The organism is Winogradskyella sp. (genome assembly GCF_965228925.1).
GTDB lineage: Bacteria > Bacteroidota > Bacteroidia > Flavobacteriales > Flavobacteriaceae > Winogradskyella.
Genome location: NZ_OZ245845.1, coordinates 5,193,451 through 5,219,984, shown reverse-complemented (window position 1 = coordinate 5,219,984; position 26,534 = coordinate 5,193,451). Strand labels below are relative to the sequence as shown.

General features: G+C 38.6%; 25 protein-coding genes. 16 read left to right on the top strand and 9 right to left on the bottom strand.

The window, feature by feature from the left end:
- The first annotated feature begins 94 nt into the window (after positions 1 to 94).
- Genes ACO052_RS21530 through ACO052_RS21515 form a run of 4 tightly spaced genes read left to right on the top strand, consistent with a single transcriptional unit; the run spans position 95 to position 5,450 of the window.
- Positions 95 to 1,162 carry a branched-chain amino acid aminotransferase gene (locus tag ACO052_RS21530; protein ID WP_422108092.1) on the top strand — a complete coding sequence of 356 codons (1,068 nt, stop codon included), beginning with the start codon at positions 95 to 97 and terminating at the stop codon, positions 1,160 to 1,162.
- Positions 1,163 to 3,238 carry an alpha-ketoacid dehydrogenase subunit alpha/beta gene (locus ACO052_RS21525; protein ID WP_422105866.1) on the top strand — a complete coding sequence of 692 codons (2,076 nt, stop codon included), beginning with the start codon at positions 1,163 to 1,165 and terminating at the stop codon, positions 3,236 to 3,238. It begins immediately after the preceding gene.
- A 33-nt stretch (positions 3,239 to 3,271) separates the two neighbouring features.
- Positions 3,272 to 4,375, top strand: coding sequence for a bestrophin family protein (locus ACO052_RS21520; RefSeq protein ID WP_422105865.1), 1,104 nt, complete (start codon positions 3,272 to 3,274; stop codon positions 4,373 to 4,375).
- A gap of 13 nt (positions 4,376 to 4,388) precedes the next feature.
- Positions 4,389 to 5,450, top strand: a complete 1,062-nt coding sequence (locus tag ACO052_RS21515) for a bestrophin family protein (RefSeq protein WP_422105864.1) — start codon at positions 4,389 to 4,391, stop codon at positions 5,448 to 5,450.
- Between the two features lie 17 nt (positions 5,451 to 5,467).
- Here ACO052_RS21515 and ACO052_RS21510 read toward each other — a convergent pair whose 3' ends face one another.
- The 4 genes from ACO052_RS21510 to ACO052_RS21495 form a co-directional block, all read right to left on the bottom strand.
- Positions 5,468 to 7,144, bottom strand: coding sequence for a SulP family inorganic anion transporter (locus ACO052_RS21510; protein WP_422105863.1), 1,677 nt, complete (start codon positions 7,142 to 7,144; stop codon positions 5,468 to 5,470).
- A gap of 122 nt (positions 7,145 to 7,266) precedes the next feature.
- Positions 7,267 to 7,854 carry a DUF4136 domain-containing protein gene (locus tag ACO052_RS21505; RefSeq protein WP_422105862.1) on the bottom strand — a complete coding sequence of 196 codons (588 nt, stop codon included), beginning with the start codon at positions 7,852 to 7,854 and terminating at the stop codon, positions 7,267 to 7,269.
- 10 nt (positions 7,855 to 7,864) lie between these two features.
- Positions 7,865 to 9,874, bottom strand: a complete 2,010-nt coding sequence (locus ACO052_RS21500; RefSeq protein WP_422105861.1) for a urocanate hydratase — start codon at positions 9,872 to 9,874, stop codon at positions 7,865 to 7,867.
- Positions 9,874 to 10,035 carry a DUF5522 domain-containing protein gene (locus ACO052_RS21495; RefSeq protein ID WP_422105860.1) on the bottom strand — a complete coding sequence of 54 codons (162 nt, stop codon included), beginning with the start codon at positions 10,033 to 10,035 and terminating at the stop codon, positions 9,874 to 9,876. Before ACO052_RS21495 ends, ACO052_RS21500 begins: the two co-directional genes overlap by 1 nt.
- A gap of 169 nt (positions 10,036 to 10,204) precedes the next feature.
- Here ACO052_RS21495 and ACO052_RS21490 point away from each other — a divergent pair, with 169 nt between their 5' ends.
- The 4 genes from ACO052_RS21490 to hemL are packed head-to-tail and all read left to right on the top strand — an operon-like array spanning position 10,205 to position 13,616.
- Positions 10,205 to 10,612, top strand: a complete 408-nt coding sequence (locus ACO052_RS21490; RefSeq protein ID WP_422105859.1) for a hypothetical protein — start codon at positions 10,205 to 10,207, stop codon at positions 10,610 to 10,612.
- A 5-nt stretch (positions 10,613 to 10,617) separates the two neighbouring features.
- Positions 10,618 to 11,526 (top strand): 1-aminocyclopropane-1-carboxylate deaminase/D-cysteine desulfhydrase, encoded by a 909-nt coding sequence (locus ACO052_RS21485; RefSeq protein WP_422105858.1) that lies wholly within the window; start codon positions 10,618 to 10,620, stop codon positions 11,524 to 11,526.
- Positions 11,523 to 12,326, top strand: a complete 804-nt coding sequence (locus ACO052_RS21480; RefSeq protein WP_422105857.1) for a glucosaminidase domain-containing protein — start codon at positions 11,523 to 11,525, stop codon at positions 12,324 to 12,326. Before ACO052_RS21485 ends, ACO052_RS21480 begins: the two co-directional genes overlap by 4 nt.
- Positions 12,327 to 12,329: 3 nt before the next feature.
- A complete protein-coding gene (hemL, locus tag ACO052_RS21475; RefSeq protein WP_422105856.1) occupies positions 12,330 to 13,616 on the top strand; it encodes a glutamate-1-semialdehyde 2,1-aminomutase in 1,287 nt (428 codons plus the stop codon).
- 50 nt (positions 13,617 to 13,666) lie between these two features.
- Here hemL and ACO052_RS21470 read toward each other — a convergent pair whose 3' ends face one another.
- Positions 13,667 to 14,002 carry a hypothetical protein gene (locus ACO052_RS21470; RefSeq protein WP_422105855.1) on the bottom strand — a complete coding sequence of 112 codons (336 nt, stop codon included), beginning with the start codon at positions 14,000 to 14,002 and terminating at the stop codon, positions 13,667 to 13,669.
- A 74-nt stretch (positions 14,003 to 14,076) separates the two neighbouring features.
- A complete protein-coding gene (locus ACO052_RS21465) occupies positions 14,077 to 15,573 on the bottom strand; it encodes a hypothetical protein (RefSeq protein ID WP_422105854.1) in 1,497 nt (498 codons plus the stop codon).
- Between the two features lie 151 nt (positions 15,574 to 15,724).
- On the opposite strand from ACO052_RS21465, the gene ACO052_RS21460 reads away from it, so the two are divergent.
- The 8 genes from ACO052_RS21460 to ACO052_RS21425 all read left to right on the top strand — a co-directional run bounded on the left by ACO052_RS21460 (position 15,725) and on the right by ACO052_RS21425 (position 21,692).
- Positions 15,725 to 15,907, top strand: a complete 183-nt coding sequence (locus ACO052_RS21460) for a hypothetical protein (RefSeq protein WP_422105853.1) — start codon at positions 15,725 to 15,727, stop codon at positions 15,905 to 15,907.
- 1 nt (position 15,908) lies between these two features.
- Complete coding sequence (locus ACO052_RS21455; protein ID WP_422105852.1) at positions 15,909 to 16,376, top strand: hypothetical protein; 468 nt, start codon at positions 15,909 to 15,911, stop codon at positions 16,374 to 16,376.
- A gap of 32 nt (positions 16,377 to 16,408) precedes the next feature.
- Positions 16,409 to 16,888 carry a hypothetical protein gene (locus ACO052_RS21450; protein ID WP_422105851.1) on the top strand — a complete coding sequence of 160 codons (480 nt, stop codon included), beginning with the start codon at positions 16,409 to 16,411 and terminating at the stop codon, positions 16,886 to 16,888.
- A gap of 71 nt (positions 16,889 to 16,959) precedes the next feature.
- Positions 16,960 to 17,652 (top strand): type II CAAX prenyl endopeptidase Rce1 family protein, encoded by a 693-nt coding sequence (locus tag ACO052_RS21445; protein WP_422105850.1) that lies wholly within the window; start codon positions 16,960 to 16,962, stop codon positions 17,650 to 17,652.
- Positions 17,653 to 17,664: 12 nt separating this feature from the next.
- Positions 17,665 to 18,561, top strand: a complete 897-nt coding sequence (locus tag ACO052_RS21440; RefSeq protein ID WP_422105849.1) for an alpha/beta hydrolase — start codon at positions 17,665 to 17,667, stop codon at positions 18,559 to 18,561.
- Between the two features lie 57 nt (positions 18,562 to 18,618).
- Positions 18,619 to 19,497, top strand: coding sequence for an alpha/beta hydrolase (locus ACO052_RS21435; RefSeq protein ID WP_422105848.1), 879 nt, complete (start codon positions 18,619 to 18,621; stop codon positions 19,495 to 19,497).
- A 34-nt stretch (positions 19,498 to 19,531) separates the two neighbouring features.
- The gene (locus ACO052_RS21430; RefSeq protein ID WP_422105847.1) at positions 19,532 to 20,278 is read left to right on the top strand and encodes an alpha/beta hydrolase; all 747 of its coding nucleotides are present in this window, start codon (positions 19,532 to 19,534) and stop codon (positions 20,276 to 20,278) included.
- 97 nt (positions 20,279 to 20,375) lie between these two features.
- Positions 20,376 to 21,692 (top strand): hypothetical protein, encoded by a 1,317-nt coding sequence (locus tag ACO052_RS21425; protein ID WP_422105846.1) that lies wholly within the window; start codon positions 20,376 to 20,378, stop codon positions 21,690 to 21,692.
- A gap of 69 nt (positions 21,693 to 21,761) precedes the next feature.
- Here ACO052_RS21425 and ACO052_RS21420 read toward each other — a convergent pair whose 3' ends face one another.
- The 3 genes from ACO052_RS21420 to ACO052_RS21410 form a co-directional block, all read right to left on the bottom strand.
- A complete protein-coding gene (locus ACO052_RS21420; protein ID WP_422105844.1) occupies positions 21,762 to 24,248 on the bottom strand; it encodes a zinc-dependent metalloprotease in 2,487 nt (828 codons plus the stop codon).
- A 95-nt stretch (positions 24,249 to 24,343) separates the two neighbouring features.
- Positions 24,344 to 25,327: a hypothetical protein gene (locus ACO052_RS21415; protein WP_422105843.1), complete on the bottom strand. Its 984-nt coding sequence runs from the start codon at positions 25,325 to 25,327 to the stop codon at positions 24,344 to 24,346.
- A gap of 139 nt (positions 25,328 to 25,466) precedes the next feature.
- A complete protein-coding gene (locus tag ACO052_RS21410; RefSeq protein ID WP_422105842.1) occupies positions 25,467 to 26,519 on the bottom strand; it encodes a redoxin domain-containing protein in 1,053 nt (350 codons plus the stop codon).
- Between the last annotated feature and the right edge of the window lie 15 nt (positions 26,520 to 26,534).

Here is a 26,534-nt window from a genome sequence, read left to right as displayed (position 1 = left end):
TGTTTAACGCAGCTTTAGCGAATTTAAAAGCGAAGAATCCCAAGGATAGATTGCTGCGTCCTTAGTCCTCGCAATGACATATAAATAAAATATGATGAATTATACTATTCCTATTACCAAAGTAGAACAATCTAAAGTACATGCTTTAGACTTTGACAACATTCCCTTGGGAACCAGCTTTACAGATCACATGTTTATTTGTGATTATGAAAATGGTCAATGGGTAAATCCAAGAATTGTTCCAATGGGAATGATTCCGACCCACCCTGCAGCGATGGCATTGCATTATGGGCAGGCCATTTTTGAAGGGATGAAAGCTTACAAGGATACACAGGGAGAGCCTATGCTATTTAGGCCAGAGCAAAATGCTAGACGTCTGAACAAAAGTGCGGACCGTATGGGAATGCCCAATTTTCCTGAAGATTTATTTGTTGAAGGTTTAAAGGAATTGGTGAGTTTAGAGCATAACTGGATACCGCCAAAAGAAGGCAGCGCGCTTTATCTAAGACCATTTATGTACGCGGATGAACCATTTATAGGTATGCGCGCGGCAACACATTATAAGTTCATCATTATGGCCTCGCCATCAGGACCGTTTTTTAGCAAGCGTATAAAGCTGTGGGCAGAAAAACACTTTATAAGAGCTGCCCATGGAGGTACGGGAGAAGCGAAGGCGGCCGGAAATTATGCCGCTGCTATCCGACCTACCGAACTGGCAAAAGCCAAAGGTTATGATCAGGTGCTTTGGTTAGATGCTGCTGAACATAAGTATATTCAGGAAGTAGGGACAATGAATATTTTCTTTAAGATCAATGGTGAATTCATCACACCAAAATTAGACGGTTCTGTTTTGGATGGGATTACCCGAAAGAGTGTCATAGATATACTAAAGGATAAAGGATTTAAGGTAACAGAACGCCTCATCACTTTAGCAGAGATTAGAGAAGCGTCCCTAAATGGAACGTTAGAGGAAGCTTTTGGAGCTGGTACCGCAGTAGGTATAGCTTATATTCAAGACATTGGACTAGAAGGAGAAACCATTCATGTGTCAGATGAAAGTCCAGTTGGATTACATGTTAATGACACGCTTAATGCCATAAAGACAGGTAGGCTCGAAGATAAGTTTGGCTGGATGCTTAAAACTAGAAAGGAATTAGCTTAAATGAAAAAAAACATCTTAAAAAAAGGATTCTCTAAGCTCTGCACAGCAAAAGCGATGACAGAACTATACGAAGAAAGTTTTAAGCAAGTTTCAAAATATGTACATGCCACCTCAAGAGGTCACGAAGCGATTCAGGTGGCTTTAGGGATACAGCTATTGCCTCAGGACTACGCATTTCCTTATTACAGGGATGAAGCCATGCTATTGGCATTCGGTTTAGAACCTTATGATTTAATGTTGCAGCTTTTAGCAAAACGAGACGACCCATTCTCGGGAGGAAGAACTTACTATTCACATCCGAGTTTAAAGGATGATGATAAACCAAAGATTCCACATCAATCTTCCGCAACAGGTATGCAAGCAATTCCGGCTACAGGTGTAGCTATGGGAATGCAATATCTCGAAAAACAAAATTTAGACAATCCAAATGTCACCCTGAGCGAAGTCGAAGGGTTTCAATTATACCCAATTACCGTATGTTCACTAGGGGATGCATCAGTGACCGAAGGGGAGATTGCAGAGGCCTTTCAGATGGCAGCTTTAAAACAAATGCCCATTTTGTATTTGGTTCAAGATAATGGCTGGGACATTTCAGCAAATGAGGCCGAGACGCGAGCGCAAAATGCTGCAGAATATGCCGCTGGGTTTCATGGTTTAGAGGCCATCAGTATTGATGGTGCTAATTTTATGGAGAGTTATGAAACTATAGAAAAGGTCATAGCCACTATGCGTAAAGAACGTCGCCCATTTCTGGTTCATGCGCAAGTGCCGCTCCTAAATCATCATACTTCTGGTGTGCGTATGGAATGGTATCGCGATGATCTTGACGAAGCGCGTTCACGGGATCCTTATCCGGTTTTAAGGCAACAATTATTAGATCATGGATTTTCTGAAGAAGAGGTCAATAGTATTGAACATGAAGCTAAGCTTAAGGTTGCCTCTGATTTTGAAAAAGCTTTACAAGCCGAAGATCCGAAGCCCCAAGATTTGTTTACGCATGATTTTGCACCAACACCAATCACTGAAGAAAAAGGCGTGCGTGAGCCTGAGGGCGCGGATAAAGTAGTAATGGTAGATTGCGCCTTATTTGCTGTAGAAGAATTAATGCGAAAGCATAAAGAATGCTTGCTCTATGGGCAGGATGTTGGTGGACGACTGGGTGGTGTGTTTAGGGAAGCAGCCACTTTAGCGCAAAAATTTGGGGATGATCGTGTCTTTAATACACCGATTCAAGAGGCCTTTATTGTTGGAAGTACGGTCGGGATGTCTGCCGTGGGATTAAAGCCTATTGTTGAGGTGCAGTTTGCAGATTATATTTGGCCTGGACTCAATCAGTTATTTACCGAAGTGAGTCGTAGCTGTTACTTGACCAATGGAAAGTGGCCTGTAAGTATGATTCTTCGTGTGCCTATTGGCGCTTATGGTAGTGGAGGACCTTATCATTCGTCATCGGTAGAAAGTGTGGTTACGAATATTAGAGGCATTAAGATTGCTTACCCAAGTAACGGGGCCGATTTAAAAGGCCTGATGAAAGCGGCCTATTACGATCCTAATCCAGTGGTTATTTTTGAGCATAAAGGTTTATATTGGAGTAAGGTGAAAGGGACCGATGGTGCGACTTCAGTAGAGCCTTCAGAAGATTATATATTGCCTTTTGGTAAGGCCTGGTTGTTACAAGAAATTTGGAAGCAAGATGATGTCGAAACTTTGACCATTGTAACTTATGGTATGGGAGTCCATTGGGCGTATAATGCGTCTGGAGAATTAGGTATGCGCGATCAAATTGAAATCATCGATTTAAGAACCCTCTTCCCTTTAGATGAAGATACCATTATGACATCCGTTAAGAAAACTGGAAAATGTTTGGTGGTGACCGAAGAGCCGTCCAACAATAGTTTTGCTAGAGCCTTGGCAGGAAAAATTCAAGAAGAATGCTTTAAGTACCTAGATGCGCCGGTAATGACTATTGGTAGTGAGAACATGCCGGCAATTCCATTAAATTCGACATTAGAAGAAACCATGATTCCATCAACAGAAAAGGTAAAAGCTAAAATTGAAGATTTGCTGAATTACTAGTCTTTTGTATCTTACATGATATAAGATTATATCATGTATACAAGACGCATATTTCCAGTCAAAGGGGTTGTAAAATGGACACGACGACGCCTATTTTTATTTCTAGTTCTAGCTACCATTCCTGTCATATTATTTGACATCGTTGGGTTAAAATGGCTGCATGTACCATGGTTGCCCTTAGGTGTTTTGGGTACCGCAGTAGCCTTTTTAGTGAGTTTTAAGAACAATGCATCCTACGATAGGCTTTGGGAAGCGCGCAAAATTTGGGGGGGTATTGTTAACACATCTCGATCATGGACGATTCAAGTTAAAGACTATATTACCAATGAGTACGCTAAGAATCCTATATCAGAAGAAGATCTCCGTAAGGTACATAAGGAATTAGTACATCGTCATGTGGCTTGGTTGACTGCACTTCGATATCAGTTAAGAATGGATAAGCCATGGGAAATGCATCTAAAGAATACCAAATCCAATAAAGAGTTTCGAGAAGCGAACTATTTGGTTTGTGAAGATACCATACCCATAAAAGATGCTATATCGGATTATATTTCGGAGCAGGAATATCAAGAATTATTTGCCAAGGGCAATCAAGCGTCTCAAATTTTAGGGATACAATCCAAACGTCTCAGAGAATTAAAGCTGCAGGGTTTTATTGATGATTTTCGCCATATGGAAATGAAGAATATCCTTGTAGAGTTTTATACGCTTCAAGGGAAGTGCGAACGTATTAAGAACTTCCCCTATCCAAGACAGTATGCCACCATCAACTACATTTTTGTTTGGTTGTTCATTCTAATGCTGCCATATGGCGTTATGGAAGGATTTGAATCTATCGGAAAGGATGTTATTAAGGACCTAGCTACGCATCAATCAAGGACCAATTGGGGGCATCTTATCCAAGAATTTATAGCTCAACATTTTGTGTGGTTCTCTATACCATTTAGTGCTTTGTTATCATGGGTGTTTCATACCATGGAGGCTATTGGTGAGAATACGGAGAACCCTTTTGAAGGAGGGCCGAATGATGTGCCAATTACAGATTTAAGTCGAGGAATAGAGATTGACATTAGGCAATTGATCGACGATACGGATATTCCAGAGGCCTATGAATGGAAGAATGATATTGTAATGTAAACGTCTTTGAGCTATGTTAACTAAAAAACGATATTCGGTTATAGAAATGGCGCTGTGGTCGCGTTGGGAGAGTCTGATCTATCTTATTTATGCCGGTATTATAACAGTTTTATATGAAGTTTTAGACTTCACCTTTCTGCATGTGCCATGGACCCCAGTTGCACTTATTGGTACTGCAGTAGCATTTATGGTCGGGTTTCAAAACAATTCGGCTTATGGGCGGATTTGGGAAGCGCGTAAGATTTGGGGAGCTATCGTTAATACATCCAGAACCTGGGGAATGAAAGTTCAGGATATGGTGACAATAGGGCACTCTGAAGTATCAATCTCTGAAGAAGAGCTTAAATCGCATAAGAAAACTCTTATTTATAGGCATATAGCATGGATGACTGCGCTAAGATATGCAATGCGTCAAAGAAAATCTTGGGAAGCGCAGCATAAGGCCATGACCAATAGGGAATGGGCAAGAGCGATTCATACTCCAGAAGAAATATCAAGTTTAGAGGATAATTTAATGCTGTACTTGTCCAAAGAAGAAAAAGACTATGTCTTAAGTAAAAGCAATAAACAAACGGCACTTCTGTATTTGCAGTCCAAGCATATACGGATATTAAAAGAAAAAGGATTAATCTGGGGATTTGCCTTTTTGGAATTGGAAAATGTTCTGGAGGAATTGTTTACACATCAAGGTAAGACAGAACGCATAAAGAATTTTCCATACCCAAGACAATATGCAAGTTTGGCTTATTATTTAACAAGAACATTTGTAGTGTTGTTACCGTTTGGTATCATTCCAGAGTTTTCGGAAATCGGAGTAGAGATGATGGATAAATTTCCAAGGGTATCTAAGTATTTTATTTGGTTAGGAGTCCCATTTTGTGCTATTGTTTCTTGGGCATTTCATATCATGGAACGCATGGCGAGAATTGGTGAAAACCCGTTCGAAGGGATGCCAAATGATGTCCCTATTTCTACAATTTCTAGAGGCATAGAAATTGACTTGCGTCAAATGTTAGACGAAAATAGAGACGAAATTCCCAAACAGTTCCCTGAAGCTAAAAATGTTCAGATGTAAAACAATGATGCTATAACTTAGATTTGATAATCCGACAATGGCTTTGTGAATTCCTCAGGGTTGGCGGCCAAATGATATCTTGGATCATCGACATCGTCAATAATAACTTCATCAAACTTCGGATTGGCTTTACGAAGTAGTATTTTACAGTCTTTGCTCAAGTGTTTTAGCTTTATGGATTTGCCTTCGGCTTCATATTTATTTACCAAATTGAAAATGGCTTCCAAGGCAGAATGATCGCTTATGCGAGATTCTACAAAATCGATTTCTACCTTGTTGGGATCATTTTTTACGTCAAACTTCGTATTAAAGGTTTGAATAGAACCAAAGAACAAAGGCCCCCATATTTCATAGGTCTTTGTACCATCAGGTTGCATGCGTTTGCGGGCTCTGATCATGGTGGCATTTTTCCAGGCGAATACTAATGCAGAAATGATAACTCCAGCAATAACAGCTACAGCTAAGTCTTTCCAAACGGTAATGGCTGAAACCGCAATAAGGACGATAGCGTCAGAGATTGGAATTTTTCTGATGATTCTAAAGCTAGACCAAGCAAAGGTGCCGATAACCACCATAAACATCACACCGACCAAAGCAGCGATTGGAATCTGTTCTATCAAGGGCGCACCAAATAACACAAAGCACAGCAATGCTATGGCAGCAACTGCACCTGATAGTCGACCACGACCACCAGAATCGACATTAATTATCGATTGTCCAATCATAGCGCAACCTCCCATACCACCAAATAATCCATTCAAGATATTGGCACCACCTTGAGCTATACATTCCCTGTTACCATTACCTCTGGTGTCGGTGATATCATCGACGAGGTTTAATGTCATTAAAGATTCAATAAGACCTACAGCAGCTAAAACAAAAGCTGTAGATAGTATGGTATCCCAATGCTCTTGTAAAGTGCCAAATAAACCAAATATTTGATCTTGAAATGTAGGTAGTGTGCCTTTAAGACCTTTTCCACCTCCATCGGCTATAAATGAACCGACAGTGCTCATATCTATACCACCTAGGATGGTGATACAGGCCACAACTATAATAGCAATTAAGGCTGCAGGTATTTTCTTTGTGAGTTTAGGCAGTCCATACATAATGCCCATAGTTAAGCCTATAAAGCCCATCATTTTCCAAAAGCTTCCGTTAGAGAATAAGGCTCCGAACCATTCAGAAGTATGGTTCCAAATAGAAATATCTTTGGGAACTGCATTTGGGAACAACTTAAGTTGCGCTAAAAAGATAACTATTGCCAATCCATTCACAAAGCCCATCATCACAGGATGAGGAATTAACCTCACAAATTTTCCAAGCTTAAAAATACCGGCTAATACTTGAATGCCTCCAACAAATAAAAGGGTGATGAATAGCCACTGTAGGCCCAAGTTGTCAATGGGTGTTTCTAAGGCTTGCCCAACATCATTACCTTTGCTAATCAGATGCACCATAACGACTGCCATAGCTCCGGTAGCACCAGAAATCATTCCGGGTCGACCGCCAAAAAGAGCGGTTATAATGCCCATCATAAAGGCTCCGTAAAGCCCCACTAAGGGATCGACGCCTGCAACAAAAGCAAAAGCTACAGCCTCTGGCACTAATGCCAATGCAACGGTTAAGCCAGAAAGGATATCATTCTTGGGATTCTGTGTAAAGTTTTTTCTTGTGGTGTGGCCTAATATCATAATGCACGATCTTAAAAGTCGGCAAAGATAGCGTATTTAGAATAATAGCCTAATCGCAGCATAAAGTGTCATAAAAAAAGCACTAGAAGAACTAGTGCTTTCGTATAGTATGTGCTGTTCAATTAGCTGGATGGAGGGAATTGTTCCATAGTCTTGGCAACAAATTCTTTAATTCTAGCTTCTTTTTTATCAACATTCTTAGTGACGAGGTATCCTGTACCTGATCCCTGCCAGATGAGTTCTTTCGCTTTGGCATCTACCAAATCTATAAATAGCATACCTTCTGTTCTAGTAGTGACTTGGTTGCCGCCCCAGCCAGCTCCCCAGCCCCAACCAGGTCCCCAGCCCCATCCAGGACCCCAGCCGCCAAAGCCACCCCAGCCCCAGCCGCCCCAGCCCCAACCGCCCCAAGCGTTGTTGAAAACATTTACGCGTTGGTTAGACTTGGTGAAAATGCTGACTAGCATATCTGGATTTTCGGATTTGGTCATGCCCTTGGCCAAAAGCTCTGCTTCGATAGCCCTTAGGATTCTTCGCTTATCAATGTCGCTGATCTCAGCTTTATCAATACCTGGCTTAAAAAAAGCAAAGGTCTTGTACTCGTCAAAATTTGCATCCTTGTCATAATCTGCTGCAACACGTACAGAGCTGCAGGACGATAAAAAGATGACAAACACTAAAATCGGTGTAAATTTGAGTAGTTTCTTCATATCATTTTTTTTAAATTAATTTAAATAAATCGTCATCGACATGATTAGGTAGAGTGACCTTTAAGTTAGGTTCCGCTTCCATCGCACGTTTTATCGCAAAAATAGCGCCGTCGTTTCTAGCCCAACTTCGTCTCGAGATACCATTATTGACATCCCAAAATAACATCTGTTTTAATCGTATGGATGCTTCTTTAGTACCATCAAGAACCATGCCGAATCCTCCGTTAATCACTTCTCCCCAGCCAACACCACCTCCATTATGGATACTCACCCATGTAGCGCCTCTAAAACTGTCTCCAATAACATTGTGAATAGCCATATCTGCTGTAAAACGAGAACCATCGTAAATATTGCTGGTCTCTCTATAGGGTGAGTCCGTGCCAGAAACGTCGTGGTGGTCTCTTCCGAGTATAACCTCGCCGATGTCACCCTTAGAAATCGCCTGATTAAAAGCTTCGGCTATTTTCATACGACCTTCCGCGTCAGCATATAAAATCCGAGCTTGAGAACCTACGACGAGCTTGTTATCTTGAGCACCTTTAATCCATCGAATATTATCCGCCATCTGCTGCTGAATAGCTTCAGGTGAATTTTGCATAATGGCTTCCAAGACCTCACAGGCAATGGCATCCGTTTTGGCCAAATCTTCTGGTTCTCCCGAAGCACAAACCCATCGGAATGGTCCAAAACCATAATCAAAGCACATGGGCCCCATTATATCTTGTACATAGCTAGGATACTTAAATTCCCTTCCTAAGTCTTGATTATCGGACATGACATCTGCGCCTGCGCGTGATGCCTCCAATAAGAATGCATTGCCATAATCAAAGAAATAGGTGCCACGGGCAGTATGCTGGTTGATAGCTTTAGCATGTCGCCTTAAACTTTCCTGAACTTTTTCCTTGAACCTCTCAGGATCCTCGGCCATCATTTTGTTAGAGGCTTCAAACGATAAGCCTGCTGGGTAATAACCACCTGCCCAAGGATTGTGAAGGGAAGTTTGGTCGCTTCCTAGGTCGATGTGAATATGCTCTTCGTCGAATTTTTCCCATACATCAACAATATTGCCCAAATACGCAATGGATACAGTTTCCTTTTTGGATTTTGCTTCCTTGACTCTCGTGACAAGTCGGTCTAAGTGCGAGATTTTTTCGTCAATCCAACCTTGATCCAAACGCACTTGAGTGATTTTTGGATTAACTTCTGCGCAAACCGTAATACAGCCAGCAATATTACCTGCTTTTGGCTGGGCCCCAGACATACCACCTAAACCCGAAGTAACAAACAAGTGTCCTTTGGGCGATTTGCCGATTTTTCTAAAACCATTTAATACCGTAATCGTCGTGCCATGTACGATGCCTTGAGGGCCTATATACATATAGCTTCCTGCAGTCATTTGACCGTATTGGGTGACGCCCAAGGCATTGAACTTTTCCCAGTCATCTGGTTGAGAGTAGTTGGGAATCATCATGCCATTTGTAACGACTACTCTGGGGGCTTCTCTATGTGATGGAAATAAGCCTAAAGGATGCCCAGAGTACATCACCAAGGTCTGCTCATCGGTCATTTCAGCCAGGTATCTCATAGTCAACCGATACTGTGCCCAGTTAGAGAACACTGCTCCATTACCACCATAGGTAATCAGTTCATGAGGATGTTGTGCAACGGCATGATCTAAATTGTTTTGAATCATTAACATAATGGCTGCAGCCTGTCTGGATTTTGCCGGATAGGCATCAATGGGTCTTGCATATATCTTGTAGTCTGGCCTAAAGCGATACATATAGATACGGCCATAGGTGTCCAACTCACTTTTAAATTCGGGTAATAAGACCCTATGGTGTCGCGGATCAAAATAACGCAAGGCATTTCTAAGTGCTAGTTCTTCTTCCTTAGGCGATAGTATGGTCTTCCGTTTTGGAGCATGATTTATAGCCGAATCATAGGGTTTTGGTTGCGGCAAAACATCGGGGATGCCTTCTAATATCTGATCCTTAAATGATAATTCTGTCAGTTGCATTACGTCTTTTTTAATTGATCCTTGTTAAAACCATATGGGCAATGCCGGCACCCACTTTCGCAGCAATAGCCTCTTTTTAGATGATATTGTTCAGTAAAACAGCGATAACCTTCGGGTGTTAGATAGTAATCGCCTTCTTCTATTGGGACATATTTTTTCACACGTATAAATTTTAATAATTATTAGGTATGATTTTAATTATAAAATTGAGAACGTGTGCAATCGCTTCGCTCCCGCGTTAAAATTTTTAAACCTAATCTTTATAAAAGCGTTTAAAATTTACTAACGCTCGTTTCATGTTTTACAAAGATAGCGTAAATTCGAAAAAAGATGCCTTGGCCTAAGTCAAGCTTACTGTTTAAATATTATGCTGATGAAAATGAGTATGGATTGATTTTTGAATTAGGACTTGTTGTGATATTAATTTTGAAATATTTGGTGCCAAAAGGCTACCTTGGGATGACCGTTTTTCCATTTATGTTTTTAAAGCATAAACGTTTAAAATGGAATAAGGTTTTGGTCAATCATGAGAAGATTCATTTAAGACAGCAGATTGAATTATTGATTGTTCCTTTTTTTATAATCTATGGCTTTGAGTTTTTAGTGCGATGGTTTCAATACAAAGAGTGGGGGTTAGCCTACAGAAATATGTCTTTTGAACGTGAAGCTTACGAGAATGAAAAAGATCTCGACTATTTAGACTCCCGATCTTTTTGGGAATTTATTAATTATTTTTAGCGCTTATGCGTATTATAAAGCCATCTTTAGTTCATAATGTACCACTCAGAACTGATAAGCGTATCAGTCTTTATGTAAAGCGTGAAGATTTAATTCATCCGTTCGTTTCCGGAAATAAGTATAGAAAGCTTAAGTACAATCTCAAGGAAGCTCAACTTCAAGGGCATCATACCCTTTTGACCTTTGGTGGAGCTTATTCTAATCATATTGCCGCTACTGCCTATGCAGGTCAACTTTATAATTTACAGACCATAGGGATAATAAGAGGAGAGGAATTAGAGGGGAAGATAGAGGTGAATCCTACATTAAGTTTCGCTAGGTCATGTGGCATGCGTTTAAAGTTTGTTTCAAGAGCGCATTACAGACAAAAAAACCAAGCTACGTTTTTAGATGGGCTTAAATCGGAGTTAGGGGCATTTTATTTAATTCCAGAAGGCGGTACTAATGCACTAGCGATAAAGGGTTGCGAAGAAATACTTCAAGACAGTGATGATAAGTTTGATTTTATTTGTTGCTGTGTTGGAACAGGTGGCACAATTTCTGGAATAATAAACACCTCGCTAGAGCATCAAAAAGTACTTGGTTTTCCTGCCTTAAAAGGGGGCTTTTTAAAACAAGATATTCGTAAATTTGCAACCAACGACAACTGGGACTTGATGGAAAACTATCATTTTGGGGGTTATGGCAAAATAAAGCCAGAACTGATTGCGTTTATCAACAGATTTAAGAACACTTACGATATACCATTAGATCCTATTTACACAGGAAAAATGATGTTTGGGATTGTTGATTTGATAGCCCAAGACTTTTTTCCAAAGAACTCAAAAATATTGGTAATTCATACCGGAGGATTACAGGGAATTGACGGCATGAATTTAAAATTAAAACAAAAAGGGTGGCCTTTAATAGAATGAATTTAAAACACAACTATATTGTATTGATTTTTGCGGTACTTGCTTTAGGATGCGGTCCCAAAAAAGGTATTGTTACAAAGGAAAAGAACCAAAAGAAAGAGACAGAAACCGTTGTAGTGACCAAGGAAGAACCGGTTGAAAATGAACCTAAAAAAGAGGTCGTTGCGAAACCACCCTCCTCTACGGAGAAGTATATTGCCCTATATGCGGATATTGCAAAACAAGAAATGCGACATTCCAAAATACCTGCTAGTATTACTTTAGCGCAAGGTATTTTAGAATCGGGGTCAGGAAAGGGGAGATTGGCGGTTAAAGCTAATAATCATTTTGGAATTAAGTGCCATGGTTGGAAAGGTGCCAAAATATACCATGATGATGATCGTTCCCAAGAGTGTTTTAGAAAATATGAGAAAGCCGAATCATCTTACAAGGATCATTCAGAATTTTTAACGGGAAGACGACGATACGCTGATTTGTTCAAATTAAGACCCAATGACTACAAGGGCTGGGCAAGAGGTCTAAAAAAAGCAGGTTATGCCACGGACAGAAAATATCCGCAAAAATTGATTTCCTTAATTGAACGTTATGAGCTTTATAAGTATGATGAGCAGGTCTTAGGAAATGACAAGATCGTAAAGGTTCCAGTTAATAGTGGGGTGATACGATATATTATTGAGAAAGGGGATACGCTATACTCATTGGCAAAGCGATACAAAACAACTGTAGAAGCAATTAAAGAATTAAATAACCTCAATTCTAATGATCTAGCTTTAGGTCAGGAAATAATGATTCCGAACTAATTTATGTTATACCAAAGAAGTAGTGCCTTGTTTAAGGAGGCACAAAAAGTGATACCAGGTGGTGTAAACTCACCTGTAAGAGCCTTTAAAGCCGTTGGGGGAACGCCTATTTTCGCTAAGTCAGCCAAGGGCGCATATGTCTACGATGAAGACGGCAATCGATTTATTGATTATATCAATTCTTGGGGCCCGATGTTAATGGGGCATGCTTTTCCACCTGTGGTTGATGCAGTAGTTGAAAAGACAAGAGAAGGGACGTCATTTGGAATGCCAACAGCTTTGGAGACTGAAATCGCTGAATTAGCAGTTTCTATGGTGCCTCATATCGATAAGATTCGTTTTGTCAATTCTGGTACAGAGGCTTGTATGAGTGCCATTCGTTTAGCGCGAGGATTTACAAAAAAAGACAAAATCATAAAGTTTGCGGGGTGCTATCATGGCCATAGCGATTCGTTTTTAATAGCGGCCGGAAGTGGTGCCGTGACCTTCGGGACTCCAAATAGTCCAGGTGTCACTCAAGGTACGGCGAAAGACACCTTATTGGCCAAATATAATGACATTGAACATGTAAAAGGAATCGTTGAGGCCAATCCCAATGAAATTGCAGCTATTATTGTCGAACCTGTAGCCGGAAACATGGGTTGTATTCCACCAGTTGAAGGGTTTTTAGAAGGTTTAAGGGCCCTTTGTGACGCTAACAATATACTTCTCATTTTTGATGAGGTGATGACGGGTTTTAGATTGGCAAAAGGTGGAGTTCAAGAATTAAAAGGTGTAAAGGCAGATATAGTTTGTTTTGGAAAAGTCGTTGGAGGTGGATTGCCTGTTGGGGCTTTTGCATCTCGGAATGAGATCATGAATCACCTAGCGCCTTTGGGACCTGTTTATCAGGCAGGGACTTTGAGTGGCAACCCTTTGGCCATGGCGGCTGGATTAGCCATGCTGAAAGCCATAGATACAGACAAGGGCTTAATGAGCAGGTTAGAGGAAAAGACCAAATACCTTCATAAGGGTATCGCCGATGCGCTCAACAAAAATGAGGTCGTACATACGATTAATAGAATTGGCTCTATGATTTCGGTCCATTTTGCTGAAGACCCTGTAGTGGATTTTGAAAGTGCTGCCAAGGGTAACAATGAAACGTTTAAAACGTTCTTTCATGGTATGCTTAATAAAGGCATCTATATTGCTCCAAGCGCCTTTGAATCATGGTTTATTACAGATGCTTTAACCTATCAAGACTTAAATGAAACTATTGCTGCTGTGGAAGAGATAGCAAGAACCTTATAGCAAAAAAAAGCCTCGCATATCGCGAAGCTCTTTATGATGTTAAGGTTGTATTATTGTTGTTCCAAAGAAAAGCTTCGGTAACGTTCAAACTGTTCGTCTGTTAAGATTTCTCGCATTTTGGTGTTGAGCAATGTTTTAATTTTTTCCTCAGCACCTTCTTTAACAACTTTTGCCTTTTGTAGGTCCAAAGTGGCCTGTGTATATTCCTTTATAGCTTCATAGACCTGATGACTCTGATTCTGGTCGAATTTTATATATTGTTGTAGAGCTTTGGTCTTTTCTGACGCGATGTTGTTAACCTCTATGGTATTGGATTGGGCCATAACAGATGACGTTCCTAAGAATAGGGCAAAAACAAATAAGCCAAGTGTCATTATTTTTTTCATGGTGGATTGTTTAGTTATTTCGAGCTACTAAAATAATAATTTTATTTAAAAGGAGAATTTTAAATTATGAACCGCTATGACTTTATAAGTTTTAAGGTGGTTTTATACAGGTTTTTATCCGTAGCTTTATTTTTTAACCAGGCATAAAAGCTAATAACGAAAATATCCTCTTTTTGTGTTGAAGTACCTTCAAGCGCCATGACAAGAGCTTTGGCAAATGCCTTGCTTTTTGCTATTTCAGGACGCTTGTAGTAGCGCTCGGCATAATTGATAAAGGTCAAAATCCTAGATTGATCAATCTCTTTTAGATAAGACGTGTATTTCCGTCTAAAGCTCTTTAATCTTGAATAAAATAAATCGTCATCTGCGATTTCAGCATAGAGTAAGATTTCGGCTAGGTTTTTTTTAATCACCCAATCTATTCCTGCTTTTTCGATGTAGTATTGATCGGTATGATAAAATTTTGAAAGCACCCATTTGGCCTTGGCAAAATCGGCTTTCTGAAAGTAAAACATCAATAACGACAGATGAAGGTCTAAAAGCGATTCAATGTCCTGATGTTTCTTTTTAATTGTAGCCTCTACAAGCTTAATGGCTGTTTCTTGCTTATCGATAAAGTTGTAATTTAAAGCTTCAACCAATATTTTTTTTAGTATAAAGGTTTTGTAGTAGATGCCTTTTTTTAATCGCATCAATTCTTCCATCTCATTGATGTAGGTTAATGAGGCCTCAAACTTTTTGTTTCTAAATAACGCGTTGGCAATGATATATACAATATGAATTTGATAGAATAGTTGTTTGTCTGTTTCCTTCTTTTCTTTCAAGATTCTATAACTACTCATGACAAAGTTTTCAATTTCGAAATATCGACTAGTGACTAATGCAGATATATTGACTATAGTCAGAATCTGATAAAGGGATTTGAAAGAAAGTGATTCATTGAGCACAAGCTTGTAATCCGCAAGTACAGATTTCAGCTGACTTTCGAAATCAATAACTTCTCCTTTATAGCTAATCGTATTTAGTATCAGTTTTAGCTTTGCGTAAATAATATTTAATTGATCTTCTAATTGATGTTGTTTACGATTATTCTTTTGCTTTAAAATGAGCGTTTCCAAATCAATTTTTGGGTAATTTGGCGCATATTGGATTTTAGTATGGTAGATTTCGTTGAGAATGGGAAACAGCGAATGCTCGTCGGCAAGGCGCTCGGCTTTGTCTAATATATTGTAGGCGATATCGTAGTTTTTTTGAAGTAAATAGGTCCGAGACGCTAAAATGTATTTTATGATTTGCATATCCACCGAGTTCTCATCCTCTAAGTTTTTATTGGCCGTGAAATCTATCAAAGCATTAAAAAGACGTTTTCTTAAAGCGTGATAGGCATTACAATGATCGACCTCGTAAAGTTGCCTGCAAATAGATTTGGAGTCTAGTTCTGGGATGCTCATTAGCTTGAATAATTGAATATTCTTAGTGTCCCTACGCTTGTTTTTTTCCTGTAGAAACGTAATGAATTTTTGTTGATCTTCTTTGCTAAACGTATCTATTATCGATTTTAATGCTATCATTTAATCGTCACTTATATGAAATATAAATCAATAAATATAGGATTTTAATTCATATATATTAAAAATATATCGTCAGTTTTATACGAAAATTGGTTTTTACATCATTCAATTTTATTTCAATTTTGCCTAGTAATCATTAAAGCAAAATATCATGGAATCTAAGTCTAATTTTACGTCATCAGAACTTATTTGGGCGAGTCTTTTTTTTGGTGTGCTCGGCTTAATACTCGTGTATGCGCAGTCCATATCTAGTTACTTGATTGAGGCCTACAACCAGAACATTGATTCATTAGCTAGTAACCTATCTAGAAGTCCGTATATCTTAAGTTATTAAAATGATACAGAAGCGTTTAAATACAGCTTTCTTTATTACCGTAGGTGTATCTCTTGTCGTTTTTATTTATCTCGTGTTTTTGGGCTATGATGAGATACGAACCTTAAGGGATGTTGTGAAGATTGTTGGTTCCGTTTTGTTTCCAATTCCAATATTATTTTTTACAAGGTTTATTGTTATTGAACATTTCTTGCCTGAAAATTTGGAGGAGTACAAGGCAAAAAATCAAAGACCAGCGACGCTCTTATTGGTTATTTCAGTTATAGGTGTTCTTCTTTTAATGCAGTTATTAGAGTTTCTGACAAATAAGAGACTCGAGGATGCCTTAATTCTTGCGCACTTGATCAACTCAACCTCCATAAGTTCTTACGTATTTAACTTTTTATTGTATAACAACTTAAAGGCCAATGGCATATTGAGTGGAGTGCTCATGGCCTTAGCAGTACACATATTCTTTTTATCCGCTTAAAACTAAAAGTACAATCATCAAATTTTAATATTATGAACATCATTAAAACATCAAAAGACCAGACCAATGCTAGTAAGAGGGAGTTACTTTTTACATTTCAAACGATCATAGTAACCGGTTTGCTGGCATTTACCGCTATAGCCTTTTTCTTTTACAACGATTTAAGTGTAATAAAAGGAATCAAAGTCATTTTTGCACCGTTCTTATCTGTTGTTCCCTTACTATTCATTCTTTCGGTCTTAAGGGATTTAAGAAAGGGTTTTATAGAAGGGAATTACACAAAGGAGGAGATTTTAAAATTTGGCCTAATAACCTTAGGCATAACAGCAGCCTTTACCGGTATTACATTGTTGCTTTCTAAGATTAATGCCTTAGAAATTTTGCTTGCCGGGATTATCGCCATATTAAGTACAGTTTTCTTTCTGCGAAGTAAGATCAAAGATATATTGGGAATGTCTATAGTGACTGGAATTGCAGAGGGTATCATCGTATACATGATTTTTTTGTTTTGATGATTGGTTAGTTAGTAACCCAAAACCTCGCAGTGTGGTTTAGAGCTGCGAGGTTTTAAATTCCATTGGTTATGAAAAATAGATTGACAAAATACCTTACGGAGTTTTCAAGCATAAAACTAACCAGACCCATATCCGATAAAATCAGAGTATTGGAAATTGCAGGAGTAATTTTGACCGGGATAGGCAAGTTTATTTTTATGGATTATCTCAATTGGCGATTACCATTTGTAGTCGTTGCAATCCTCGCTTGGACCTTTTATGTTTATTACCGCTATAAAAAAGATAGGAATGTTCTAAGTGATTGGGGGTTTCAGTTGGGAAATTTTAAAACTGTATTCAAGTTAATGCTACCTTTTGCAATAATAGCAATTGCAGTGTTTTTTTTAGTGGGTTACATTCAAGGCACTATTAATTTAACTTGGCACATTATTCCTTTACTTATTACTTACCCTATTTGGGGCAGTATTCAACAATTTTTAACCATTGGATTATTGGCAGGAAACCTTAAAGACTTAAAAAGAGTAAAGCTCAAAAAGAGTTTAATAATTCTACTTACGGCAATAGTCTTTTCCCTTGTACATTATCCTTCGCTTTGGTTAATGTTAGGTACGTTTATTTTGGCATTATTCTATGGATATATATATTTAAAGGTCAAAAATATTTATGTGATGGGTATAATCCATGGTTGGTTAGGGGCCTTATTTTATTATACGGTGGTAGGACAGGATCCTTTTGCGGAAGTATTTTTGAAGTATTTTTAGTAGGTTAATACAATGAAGAAAAAAGTAAGATATGTTGCTATATGTGTAATCACCGTTATTGTTGTTGGAATATATATAGGATTTCATCATATAGCTCCTTATGCAATGATCCAACCGCCAAGGGTTAGTGTTTCTGAAACTCCAAATGACTTTAATTTAGTAAGTGAAAGTTTTGCTGTAAAAGTCGACGATAGTCTAAATCTTAGTGCCTATTGGATAAAAACGGATAAAATTTCACCAAAAGGTGTTGTAATACTAGTTCATGGAATAGGAGGGTGCAAAGAACATTTTTTAAGTACATCGGCATTATTGGCCAAAAATGGAATAGAATCTATTTTAGTTGATCTCAGAGCACATGGGAAGAGCGACGGAATTTATACAACCTATGGCTTTAAAGAGAAAAAGGATATTTTTAAACTGGTCAATGTCGTAAAGGAAAAATCGCCAAATTTATCAATTGGTATCTGGGGAAATTCTTTAGGTGGAGCTATTGCAATACAAGCTCTAGAGTATGATGAGCGTATAAATTTTGGTGTGATAGAGAGTACTTTTGCTGATTTAAGTCAAATAGTTTACGATTATAAAAAGCGTTATTTAAAAGGCTTTGGGATTCGATTTTTATCAGATTATGCGCTCGATAGAGCTGGTAAGATAGGAGACTTTAATCCAGAAAGTGTGAGACCATTGCAATCAGTAAAGCATATTGGGCAACCCGTATTAATTGCCCATGGTAATGCGGATCAAAGTATTGGCTTTAAGTATGGAAAGGCACTTTATGCTAATTTAAAGACAACAGAGAAAGAATTTATAGAAGTAGAAAATGGAGGGCATTATAATTTGTATGAAATGGGGGGAGAGGCATACAAAAACCGAATCTTAGATTTCATTTTGAAAAATGTAGATCGCTAGTTTCAAGCTACAATTGTAATTTTCGTAAATTGTGTCTTGCGTAAATACCTTTAGACTATGCCTTACTGGGTCTCAACCGTTTTATTCATCCTAGGAATATATATTGTAATTAGTATAGCTTTGTACTATCTGCAAGATTATATGTTGTTTAAGCCCGAAAAGTTACCAAAGGATTTTCAGTTCGCTTATGAAAATCAAGTCACTAAAGAGTATAATCTTGAGACTAGGGACGGTGCTATTATCAATGGCCTACGGTTTTTTCCTAAGGGAGAAAGTAAAGGCGTAGTGCTATACCTAAAGGGAAATTCAAAAAGTATTAAAGGATGGGGAAAGTTCGCCGTAGATTTTACAAGGCATGGTTATAACGTTTTGATGGTAGATTACAGAGGCTTTGGCAAAAGTACTGGGAAGCGTTCCCAAAAGGCGATTAAACGCGATTTGCAAAAAGTCTATGATAAGCTCAAGGAAAGAACTACCGAAGATAGAATAGTGCTTTACGGACGTTCATTGGGGTCTGGTTTTGCTACAAAATTGGCTTCGCTAAATAATCCTAAAATGCTCATATTAGATGCGCCTTATTACAGCCTTACCAAGGTTACGGCACGTTATGCCCCTTTTATGCCTTTGTCATTGCTCTTAAAGTATCCTTTGCCAACCTATAAATGGTTAAAATATGTACAATGCCCAATTCACATCATTCACGGGACACACGATAAGCTAATTCCGTACAAGTCGAGTGTGAAATTAGCTCAAATCAACCCTAAGCTGACCAAACTGCACACAGTTATAGGTGGTGGCCACAAAAATTTGAATAATTTTGAATCGTATCACAACATGTTGGATGATATTTTAAACACTGAACCCAAAACCATCGATTTAGAAACCACAAGTATTAATGTCATTCACACCTCGAAAAAAACTGAGAAAAAGGCTTAAAAATACGGTCGTTTTTCTTTTAGGCTTATATGTTATGATAGGATCAGCACTTTATTTTTTTCAAGAGAAATTGATGTTTTTGCCCACCACGCTAAAGCAAGAGTATCAATATCAGTTCGATTACCGGTTTGAAGAGTTATTTTTTGAGACGGAGAAGGGTGCTATTATAAATGCCCTACATTTTAAAGCAGAACAATCAAAAGGTGTTATACTCTATTTCCACGGTAATGCTGGTGATTTGAGTAGATGGGGTAAGATTACGTCCTATTTTGTGGAAAAGAATTATGACGTTTTGGTTATGGACTATAGAACTTATGGCAAAAGTACGGGGAAGCTCACAGAAGCTGCATTCTATAAGGATGCCCAATACTGTTATGATTATCTTTTGAAACAGTATCCAGAGCATGATATCAATTTATATGGAAGGTCTCTTGGCACTGGTTTAGCCTCATATTTAGCTTCAAAAAATCAACCTAAACAACTCATCTTAGAAACGCCTTATTACAGTATTTTAGACGTGGCCAAGCATCGATTCCCTATATTTCCAGTCGAATCTTTGCTGAAGTATAAGTTCCCAACCTATAAGTATTTGTTAAGGGCAACCTGTCCTATTACCATCTTGCATGGAACAGATGATAAGGTCGTGCCTTACGCCTCGGGTAAGAAACTTTCCGAGTTAGGGATAGGTAACTTGGATTTTATTACAATTGAAGGAGGTGATCATAATAACCTAGTGGAATTTGAGACCTACCATCAAACGACCAATATCAAACTTCCTTAAATCGTTTTTTCACTCATCCAGAGCCCTACTACACTCATTATAAATTCTTTGTCCTAAGCGATTGTCTTATTTTTAGTTAAATCAAAAACGAAAGATTATGACATCAAAGACAAAATTAGGATTGGGGATTATGGGAGTTATTACCGCATTTGTAATTACACTATTATCCATCGATAGGCCACAAGAGCATTCGCTAATGGCCGAAGCTAACATCGATAATGCAGAAGGTTGCGTATTTATGACCACATTTGGGGAACAATCATCAGAGGGTTATTCCAGGTTTAAATTAAAGGATAACATTCAACCTGTTGTTGACAATGGACTAAATTGGTTAGCCAAGGCTCAGCTAGAGAACGGGGGATATGGAGCAGGGAGTCATAATAATCAGAGAGAAATGAATCCCCATGCCGTTAATGCAGATCCAGCAACAACTTCAATGGTGGCTATGGCTTTGTTACGAAGTGGCAGTACGCTAAAGAAAGGGCCGTATAAAGAACAGCTTAAGGGCGCTTTAGATTTTTTACTCGAGCAAGTTGAAAGTGTATCTAAGGACGATATCTATATTACTGAAGAAAAAGGGACCCAAATTCAGAGTAAATTGGGACAGAATATTGATGCGGTATTGACAGCACAATTTTTTTCGAATATTCTAAAAGAAAACATAGATGCATCAACTAAAAAGCGCATAGAGAAATGTCTGGATGTTTGTGTGGAAAAAATTCAAAATGCCACGGGTAAAGACGGTAGGGTTACAGGAGCTGGTTGGGCTGGAGTATTACAATCTGGTTTGGCAACAAGCGCTTTGGAGTCCGCAGAATCCGTTGGTGCAACCTTAGATGAGATTGTGGTGACTAATCAAAAAGATTATTTAAAAAGCAATTATGATGAAGAATCAAAATCTGTTAAAACGACTGATGGCGCAGGAGTTATATTATATGCTGTGAGTAATTCTGCCAGAGGTTCAGCCAAAGATGCTAGAAAAGCTAGGGAGCTAATTGCCAAAGCTAAAAAGGAAGGGAAGCTTAAAGACGATGATAAGGTAAATGTCGAAAATCTAAAGGACATAGGAGTTCCAGAAAGTGAGGCCATTGCTTATACTTCGTCATATAATATTTACAATGCATCTAAACAAAAAGCACAAGAAAATGAGGTTATGACGGGTTTTGGAAATAATGGTGGTGAAGAGTTTTTAAGTTTCTTACAAACCGGGGAATCTATGGTGGTCAATGATGACGATGATTGGAAAAAATGGTATGATGATGTGTCGGGACGTTTAATGAATATCCAAAATGAAGATGGGAGTTGGAATGGCCACCACTGTATTACGAGCCCTGTATTTTGCACGGCAACAAGTCTGCTAATTTTGTCTATCGAAAATGATATTGACAATTTGAGACACACCGGTGAAGATTAATAGTATATTTAGAACTGAAAAAGGCTTCAAACTCATTTGAAGCCTTTTAAATTTTATATAAGGTCTAAATTATTTAGGATCTAAAATAGCATTAACACGTTCAATAGCATCTGCAATATGAATTCTACTCATCGCGTCTCCACCACGAGCATTCCTCAATTGCGAACGCAAGGCCTTTAATTCAGCTCTTACGACTGCTCTAATATCGGATTGACTTGTGTTTACGGCAGTTGCTTTGATATAAGGACTAAATGTTCTACCGCTTTGATTTTTCGCAGTCATTAGATAAGCCAAACGATCGATGTGAGCTCTCTGTAAATTACGTCTGTAAGTATCTATCTTCTTACCACTTCGCAATTCACTCCAAATCCCTTGACGCAAATCTTTCATCATTTCTGGTAACGAATAAGCATTGCTATCATAGGTATGTGCTTCGGTTAAACGTTGCATTTTTCCTAAACTAAGCACCGTGTTTAGTGATCGCGCTTGTATGGCCCTAATACGGTCTACAGAACCTGAATATTGAATGCGGTCAAAGATGTTTTTATCAATCAGCCATTCAGGTGTATCGAACAATTGCTTTTGTAAAAATGCCATGGCTCTTTTCTGATGATCTTTAGCAACAGGTGTATAAACCACACCTTCTTGACCTGCGGCCTTGTAATTCTCATACACCCCTCCAATGTTATTGGCTACATGCCCCATATAGCGATTAAACTGGGACACCACATGCCCATACATTTCCTGTAAATCATCATAATCCTCACCCGCTTCGGTAGTCCATTCTATGAGGTTGGGAACAATACGTTTTAAGTTTTTAATACCATAATCACTAGCGAGCATAGCATCGTCTCCCAGATCTTCTGTTTGTGAGCTTGGATCGTGAATATCACCCACTTGCTGGTGTCCGAAACGATACATGGGATCACCTGCTTTATCCGTAATCCATTGATTTAAAGTTTCTTTTTCTTCTTCAGCTGTTTTGTCTAAAATAGGTCGGTAGCCCCAAGCGATGGAATATTTGTCATAGACTCCTACATCGGGCATTAACGCTACGCCTTTATCCTCAGGCTGCGCTACATAGTTGAAACGTGCATAATCCATTATTGATGGTGCAGTACCAAATTGTCTTGTAAAATTGGCATCTCTTAATTTTTCTACGGGATATGCATGACTACTTCCCATATTATGCGGTAGGCCTAACGTATGTCCAACTTCATGAGCTGAGACAAAACGAATTAATCGGCCCATGACTTCTTCCCTAAATTCTGGACTTTGGGCATCAGGGTTAATAGCCGCTGTTTGCACAAAGAACCAACCGCGTAATAAAGACATAACGTTGTGGTACCAGTTAATATCACTTTCTAAGATTTCACCTGTTCTAGGATCACTTACATGAGGCCCGTTAGCATTGGGGATAGGAGAAGCTAGATAGCGTACTACAGAGTAACGCACATCTTCTGGTGTCCATTCGGGGTCTTCCTCTACAGTAGGTGGATCTTTGGCAATAATGGCGTCTTTAAATCCAGCAGCTTCAAAGGCAACCTGCCAATCTTCGATCCCTTGTTTAATATATTTTCTCCATTTCTTAGGAGTCGCGCGATCTATATAATACACAATCTGCTTTTTGGGAACTACGAGTTCGCCGCGCTTAAATTTCTCAATATCTTCATCCCTTACTTCTAATCTCCAGCGATCTAAATAGGTTAAAGACTTGCTTCTTTGGTCGTCTAAACCATAATCCGTTGTACGACTTGTAAACCAGCCTACACGCTCATCAAAATAGCGACGTTTCATAGGGTTTTCTGGCAATAAAATCATGGAGTTGTTAATTTCTATGGAAATACTACCTGTACTAGAATTAGATGGAGGTGAACCAGCAGCGTAAGTCTTAACGTGGCGGGCTTCAATATTTCTAGGATAACTCTTAATTGTTTCAATAAAAGATTTGTCGCTTTCCAAACGCGTTACTTTATAGGGGCGTCTTCTAAATTGTGGAAGCCCTAAGGGTTTTACATCTTTAGAGAACAATGGTGTGGCATCTATGACCGTACTTGTCGAATCTTTACTGTAAGCTTTTATGGGAAAGGTAAAAAGTACAGGCTCAAAATTAGAATTGACAACAGCTTCGTTTACGGGTAAGGAATCGGCCGCAGTAACATTGTACGATACGACACGAAGTACTACTTTTTTGCCTTTTCTTTCCCAGCGTAGTACCTGTTCATTCTGCTTTCCACCACCAAAACCTAATCCTCTTGCCGTTTTGGCAATTCGAGTGACCATAAGCATCTCTCTGTCGAAGAGCGAATCTGGAATTTCGTAATAGAATTTGTCATCTAAAGAGTGTACTGTAAAAAGTCCTGTATCGGATTTGGCATCTTTAGTAATGACTTTATTATAAGGTTTTGGATCATTTTTACCAGGCTTTTTTGCTGGTGGTTTTGCCATTGCTGTGGCATCAGTTTTTTTTGATTTGCTCGCTTTTTTAGTTGTCGAGCATGAAAACACCAAAAAGGTTGAGGCTACGAAAAGTAGCTTGATGGATAGTCGTTTCACTTTACGTCGGTTTTAAAAAATTTGCATGAAAGTACGTATTCTACTAAGAATCTTTCAAAAACAAAACCGAATTTAGTATATATTTAACGTGTTTTCTAAAGCGTGTCTAAATATTCTAAGATGAGATCCACGCCTTCATTATGAAGCATAGACGTCCCTATCCATGGCATGGTTAATCCTTCTTCAAAGTCTGATGCAACTCTAAAAATAATACTGTTCTTTCGCTCTACAATGTTCGTATTATCCAAAGAAGTACTATAATCTAATCTCAAGCTCGATTGTGACTCGCAATACCCACCATCAGTATGGCAATGTGCGCAGTTAATATCAAAATAAGCTCTCGCCCGTTCCTCTAAGGAATAATTGATTGAATCATCCCAGTTTGGGATGGCATTAAGATTAGTGAAATCAACATCCGTTAATAGTTGATTGTCTACAAGTTGCTGTATTTGGTTGACACCATTAACATCAAAATTTAGCGCTTCTAGCTTGAGACCTATAGGACGCTTTTCTTCATTAGTTCTATGACAGGTGAAACATTGACTATCTGATGGAATTTTATAAACTGTCGAGTTGGTTTCTCCCTGATCATTGATCCAGGTTACTGGTACTGTGCTTGCATTTAAATCTAAAGTAGCGTCGGTCTGGTCATCGTTCCATTTGTAATTACCCGTTTCCCAATTGCCATTGATTTTTATAAGAATTCGAGTTTCGATAATGATTCTACCCAAGCTTAAGTTCCGTTCATCGTTATTGTAATAAAATGTCTTCGCGATGACCGTATTCTCTGGAAAAATAGGTAAACCGTCACCATTATACTGCATAGCAGTATTTTCTGGCAGTGCTATTAAGCGCTGTTTGTGCGCGTAATCCGTGAATAAAGCGGTGTTAGGACTATATTCAAATGCTCTCGATGTAATATCCAGATCATTGAGGTCTCCAACAAATAAATTCAACTCAGAAAGGTTTGTTCTAAATTCAGCAACAACTAAGGGATCTTCGACTGGAGCCATTGCATCATCATCACTGTTACAAGAACATAATGTTATAAGCAAGGCGAAGGCAAGATACTTTTTCATTGGGAAATTGATTTTCTTTAATAGCCCCGTGAAAATACTAAAATTGTGTTAAATAACAAGTGATTACATGGTTTTCTGAGACATTTTGATGTGAATCATACTCATTGTATTAAAAGGTAAAGCGAGATAAACAACCTAATTACAAATAGCTTTCAATGTCTTCAACAGTTGGATTTGGCATAATAACGTTGCCACTTTTGTCCACTAAATAGCTGTAAGGAATAGCATAAAGAAAGTAGTCTTTGGCCGTTTTTCCTTCAAAACCTCCCTTATCAATAACATTTTGCCAAGTCATCTGATCTTGTTCCATGGCTCTCTGCCAGGCATCGACATCCTTATCTATAGAAACGCTAAGGATTTCGAAATCGGCATCCTGATTTTCATTATAAAACTTTACATACTCCGGATGCTTTTTACGACACGGAACACACCAAGAGGCCCAAAAATCTATGAGTAACAATTTGCCTCTAAAGTCGGCACTATTGATGGTGTCGCGATTTTTGTCATTTAAGACGAAATCTAAAATGGGCTTGCCACCACTAAAAGTTTCTAAGCGATTGATGCCAGCCCTTATAAGTTCTCTTTCAAAAGGAGCGACATAATTGGTGTCAATTTGTTCTAGAATCTGACTGGCCTCTTCAAGATTAAGCCTGTTGGTGAAAACCACATTATCCGCTAATAGCTTACCTGTATAACCATCAGTATCTTCCATTTTGGCTATACTACTGAGTTTATCTTTGACCAAATCATCAAAATTCGCTTTAGCTTTGTTGTCGCGAAAGAATTTTCGATAGTCTTCTTTAATGCTATCACTCTTAGAGCCAATGACTTCTTCAATCGTAATTTTTCTATAGATATTATCCCCGGCCCCTTCAAAGGTATAATTGGCCTTTAAGTCTATGGTGCTATTCTCAACGAGCAACCATGCGATACTCGATTGGCCTTCTAAATTCAGCCAGCCTTGAACTGGCGAGTGGGTAGATCCCGTAAATTTAAATGTCCCATCAATGACCTTAACACTGTCTTTGACTTTGTAAATACTGTCTAAAAACTGTGGGTAAACCAGGTAAACATAGCCGTCATAGTCACCAGAGATGTCTCCAGTAATAACATAAGCTTTTTTGGCGTCTTTTTCAGTTTGGCAAGTGGTAAGTAAGATTAGAGAAAGGATGAAAAGGTAAACTTTTTTCATTGAGATTGTGTTTTC

Bases quoted from the DNA above. Each gene is read 5' to 3' on its own strand.
- ACO052_RS21530 (WP_422108092.1), top strand. From the start codon at position 95: ATGAATTATACTATTCCTATTACCAAAGTAGAACAATCTAAAGTACAT.
- ACO052_RS21525 (WP_422105866.1), top strand. From the start codon at position 1,163: ATGAAAAAAAACATCTTAAAAAAAGGATTCTCTAAGCTCTGCACAGCA.
- ACO052_RS21520 (WP_422105865.1), top strand. From the start codon at position 3,272: ATGTATACAAGACGCATATTTCCAGTCAAAGGGGTTGTAAAATGGACA.
- ACO052_RS21515 (WP_422105864.1), top strand. From the start codon at position 4,389: ATGTTAACTAAAAAACGATATTCGGTTATAGAAATGGCGCTGTGGTCG.
- ACO052_RS21510 (WP_422105863.1), bottom strand. From the start codon at position 7,144: ATGATATTAGGCCACACCACAAGAAAAAACTTTACACAGAATCCCAAG.
- ACO052_RS21505 (WP_422105862.1), bottom strand. From the start codon at position 7,854: ATGAAGAAACTACTCAAATTTACACCGATTTTAGTGTTTGTCATCTTT.
- ACO052_RS21500 (WP_422105861.1), bottom strand. From the start codon at position 9,874: ATGCAACTGACAGAATTATCATTTAAGGATCAGATATTAGAAGGCATC.
- ACO052_RS21490 (WP_422105859.1), top strand. From the start codon at position 10,205: ATGCCTTGGCCTAAGTCAAGCTTACTGTTTAAATATTATGCTGATGAA.
- ACO052_RS21485 (WP_422105858.1), top strand. From the start codon at position 10,618: ATGCGTATTATAAAGCCATCTTTAGTTCATAATGTACCACTCAGAACT.
- ACO052_RS21480 (WP_422105857.1), top strand. From the start codon at position 11,523: ATGAATTTAAAACACAACTATATTGTATTGATTTTTGCGGTACTTGCT.
- hemL (WP_422105856.1), top strand. From the start codon at position 12,330: ATGTTATACCAAAGAAGTAGTGCCTTGTTTAAGGAGGCACAAAAAGTG.
- ACO052_RS21470 (WP_422105855.1), bottom strand. From the start codon at position 14,002: ATGAAAAAAATAATGACACTTGGCTTATTTGTTTTTGCCCTATTCTTA.
- ACO052_RS21465 (WP_422105854.1), bottom strand. From the start codon at position 15,573: ATGATAGCATTAAAATCGATAATAGATACGTTTAGCAAAGAAGATCAA.
- ACO052_RS21460 (WP_422105853.1), top strand. From the start codon at position 15,725: ATGGAATCTAAGTCTAATTTTACGTCATCAGAACTTATTTGGGCGAGT.
- ACO052_RS21455 (WP_422105852.1), top strand. From the start codon at position 15,909: ATGATACAGAAGCGTTTAAATACAGCTTTCTTTATTACCGTAGGTGTA.
- ACO052_RS21450 (WP_422105851.1), top strand. From the start codon at position 16,409: ATGAACATCATTAAAACATCAAAAGACCAGACCAATGCTAGTAAGAGG.
- ACO052_RS21445 (WP_422105850.1), top strand. From the start codon at position 16,960: ATGAAAAATAGATTGACAAAATACCTTACGGAGTTTTCAAGCATAAAA.
- ACO052_RS21440 (WP_422105849.1), top strand. From the start codon at position 17,665: ATGAAGAAAAAAGTAAGATATGTTGCTATATGTGTAATCACCGTTATT.
- ACO052_RS21435 (WP_422105848.1), top strand. From the start codon at position 18,619: ATGCCTTACTGGGTCTCAACCGTTTTATTCATCCTAGGAATATATATT.
- ACO052_RS21430 (WP_422105847.1), top strand. From the start codon at position 19,532: ATGATAGGATCAGCACTTTATTTTTTTCAAGAGAAATTGATGTTTTTG.
- ACO052_RS21425 (WP_422105846.1), top strand. From the start codon at position 20,376: ATGACATCAAAGACAAAATTAGGATTGGGGATTATGGGAGTTATTACC.
- ACO052_RS21415 (WP_422105843.1), bottom strand. From the start codon at position 25,327: ATGAAAAAGTATCTTGCCTTCGCCTTGCTTATAACATTATGTTCTTGT.
- ACO052_RS21410 (WP_422105842.1), bottom strand. From the start codon at position 26,519: ATGAAAAAAGTTTACCTTTTCATCCTTTCTCTAATCTTACTTACCACT.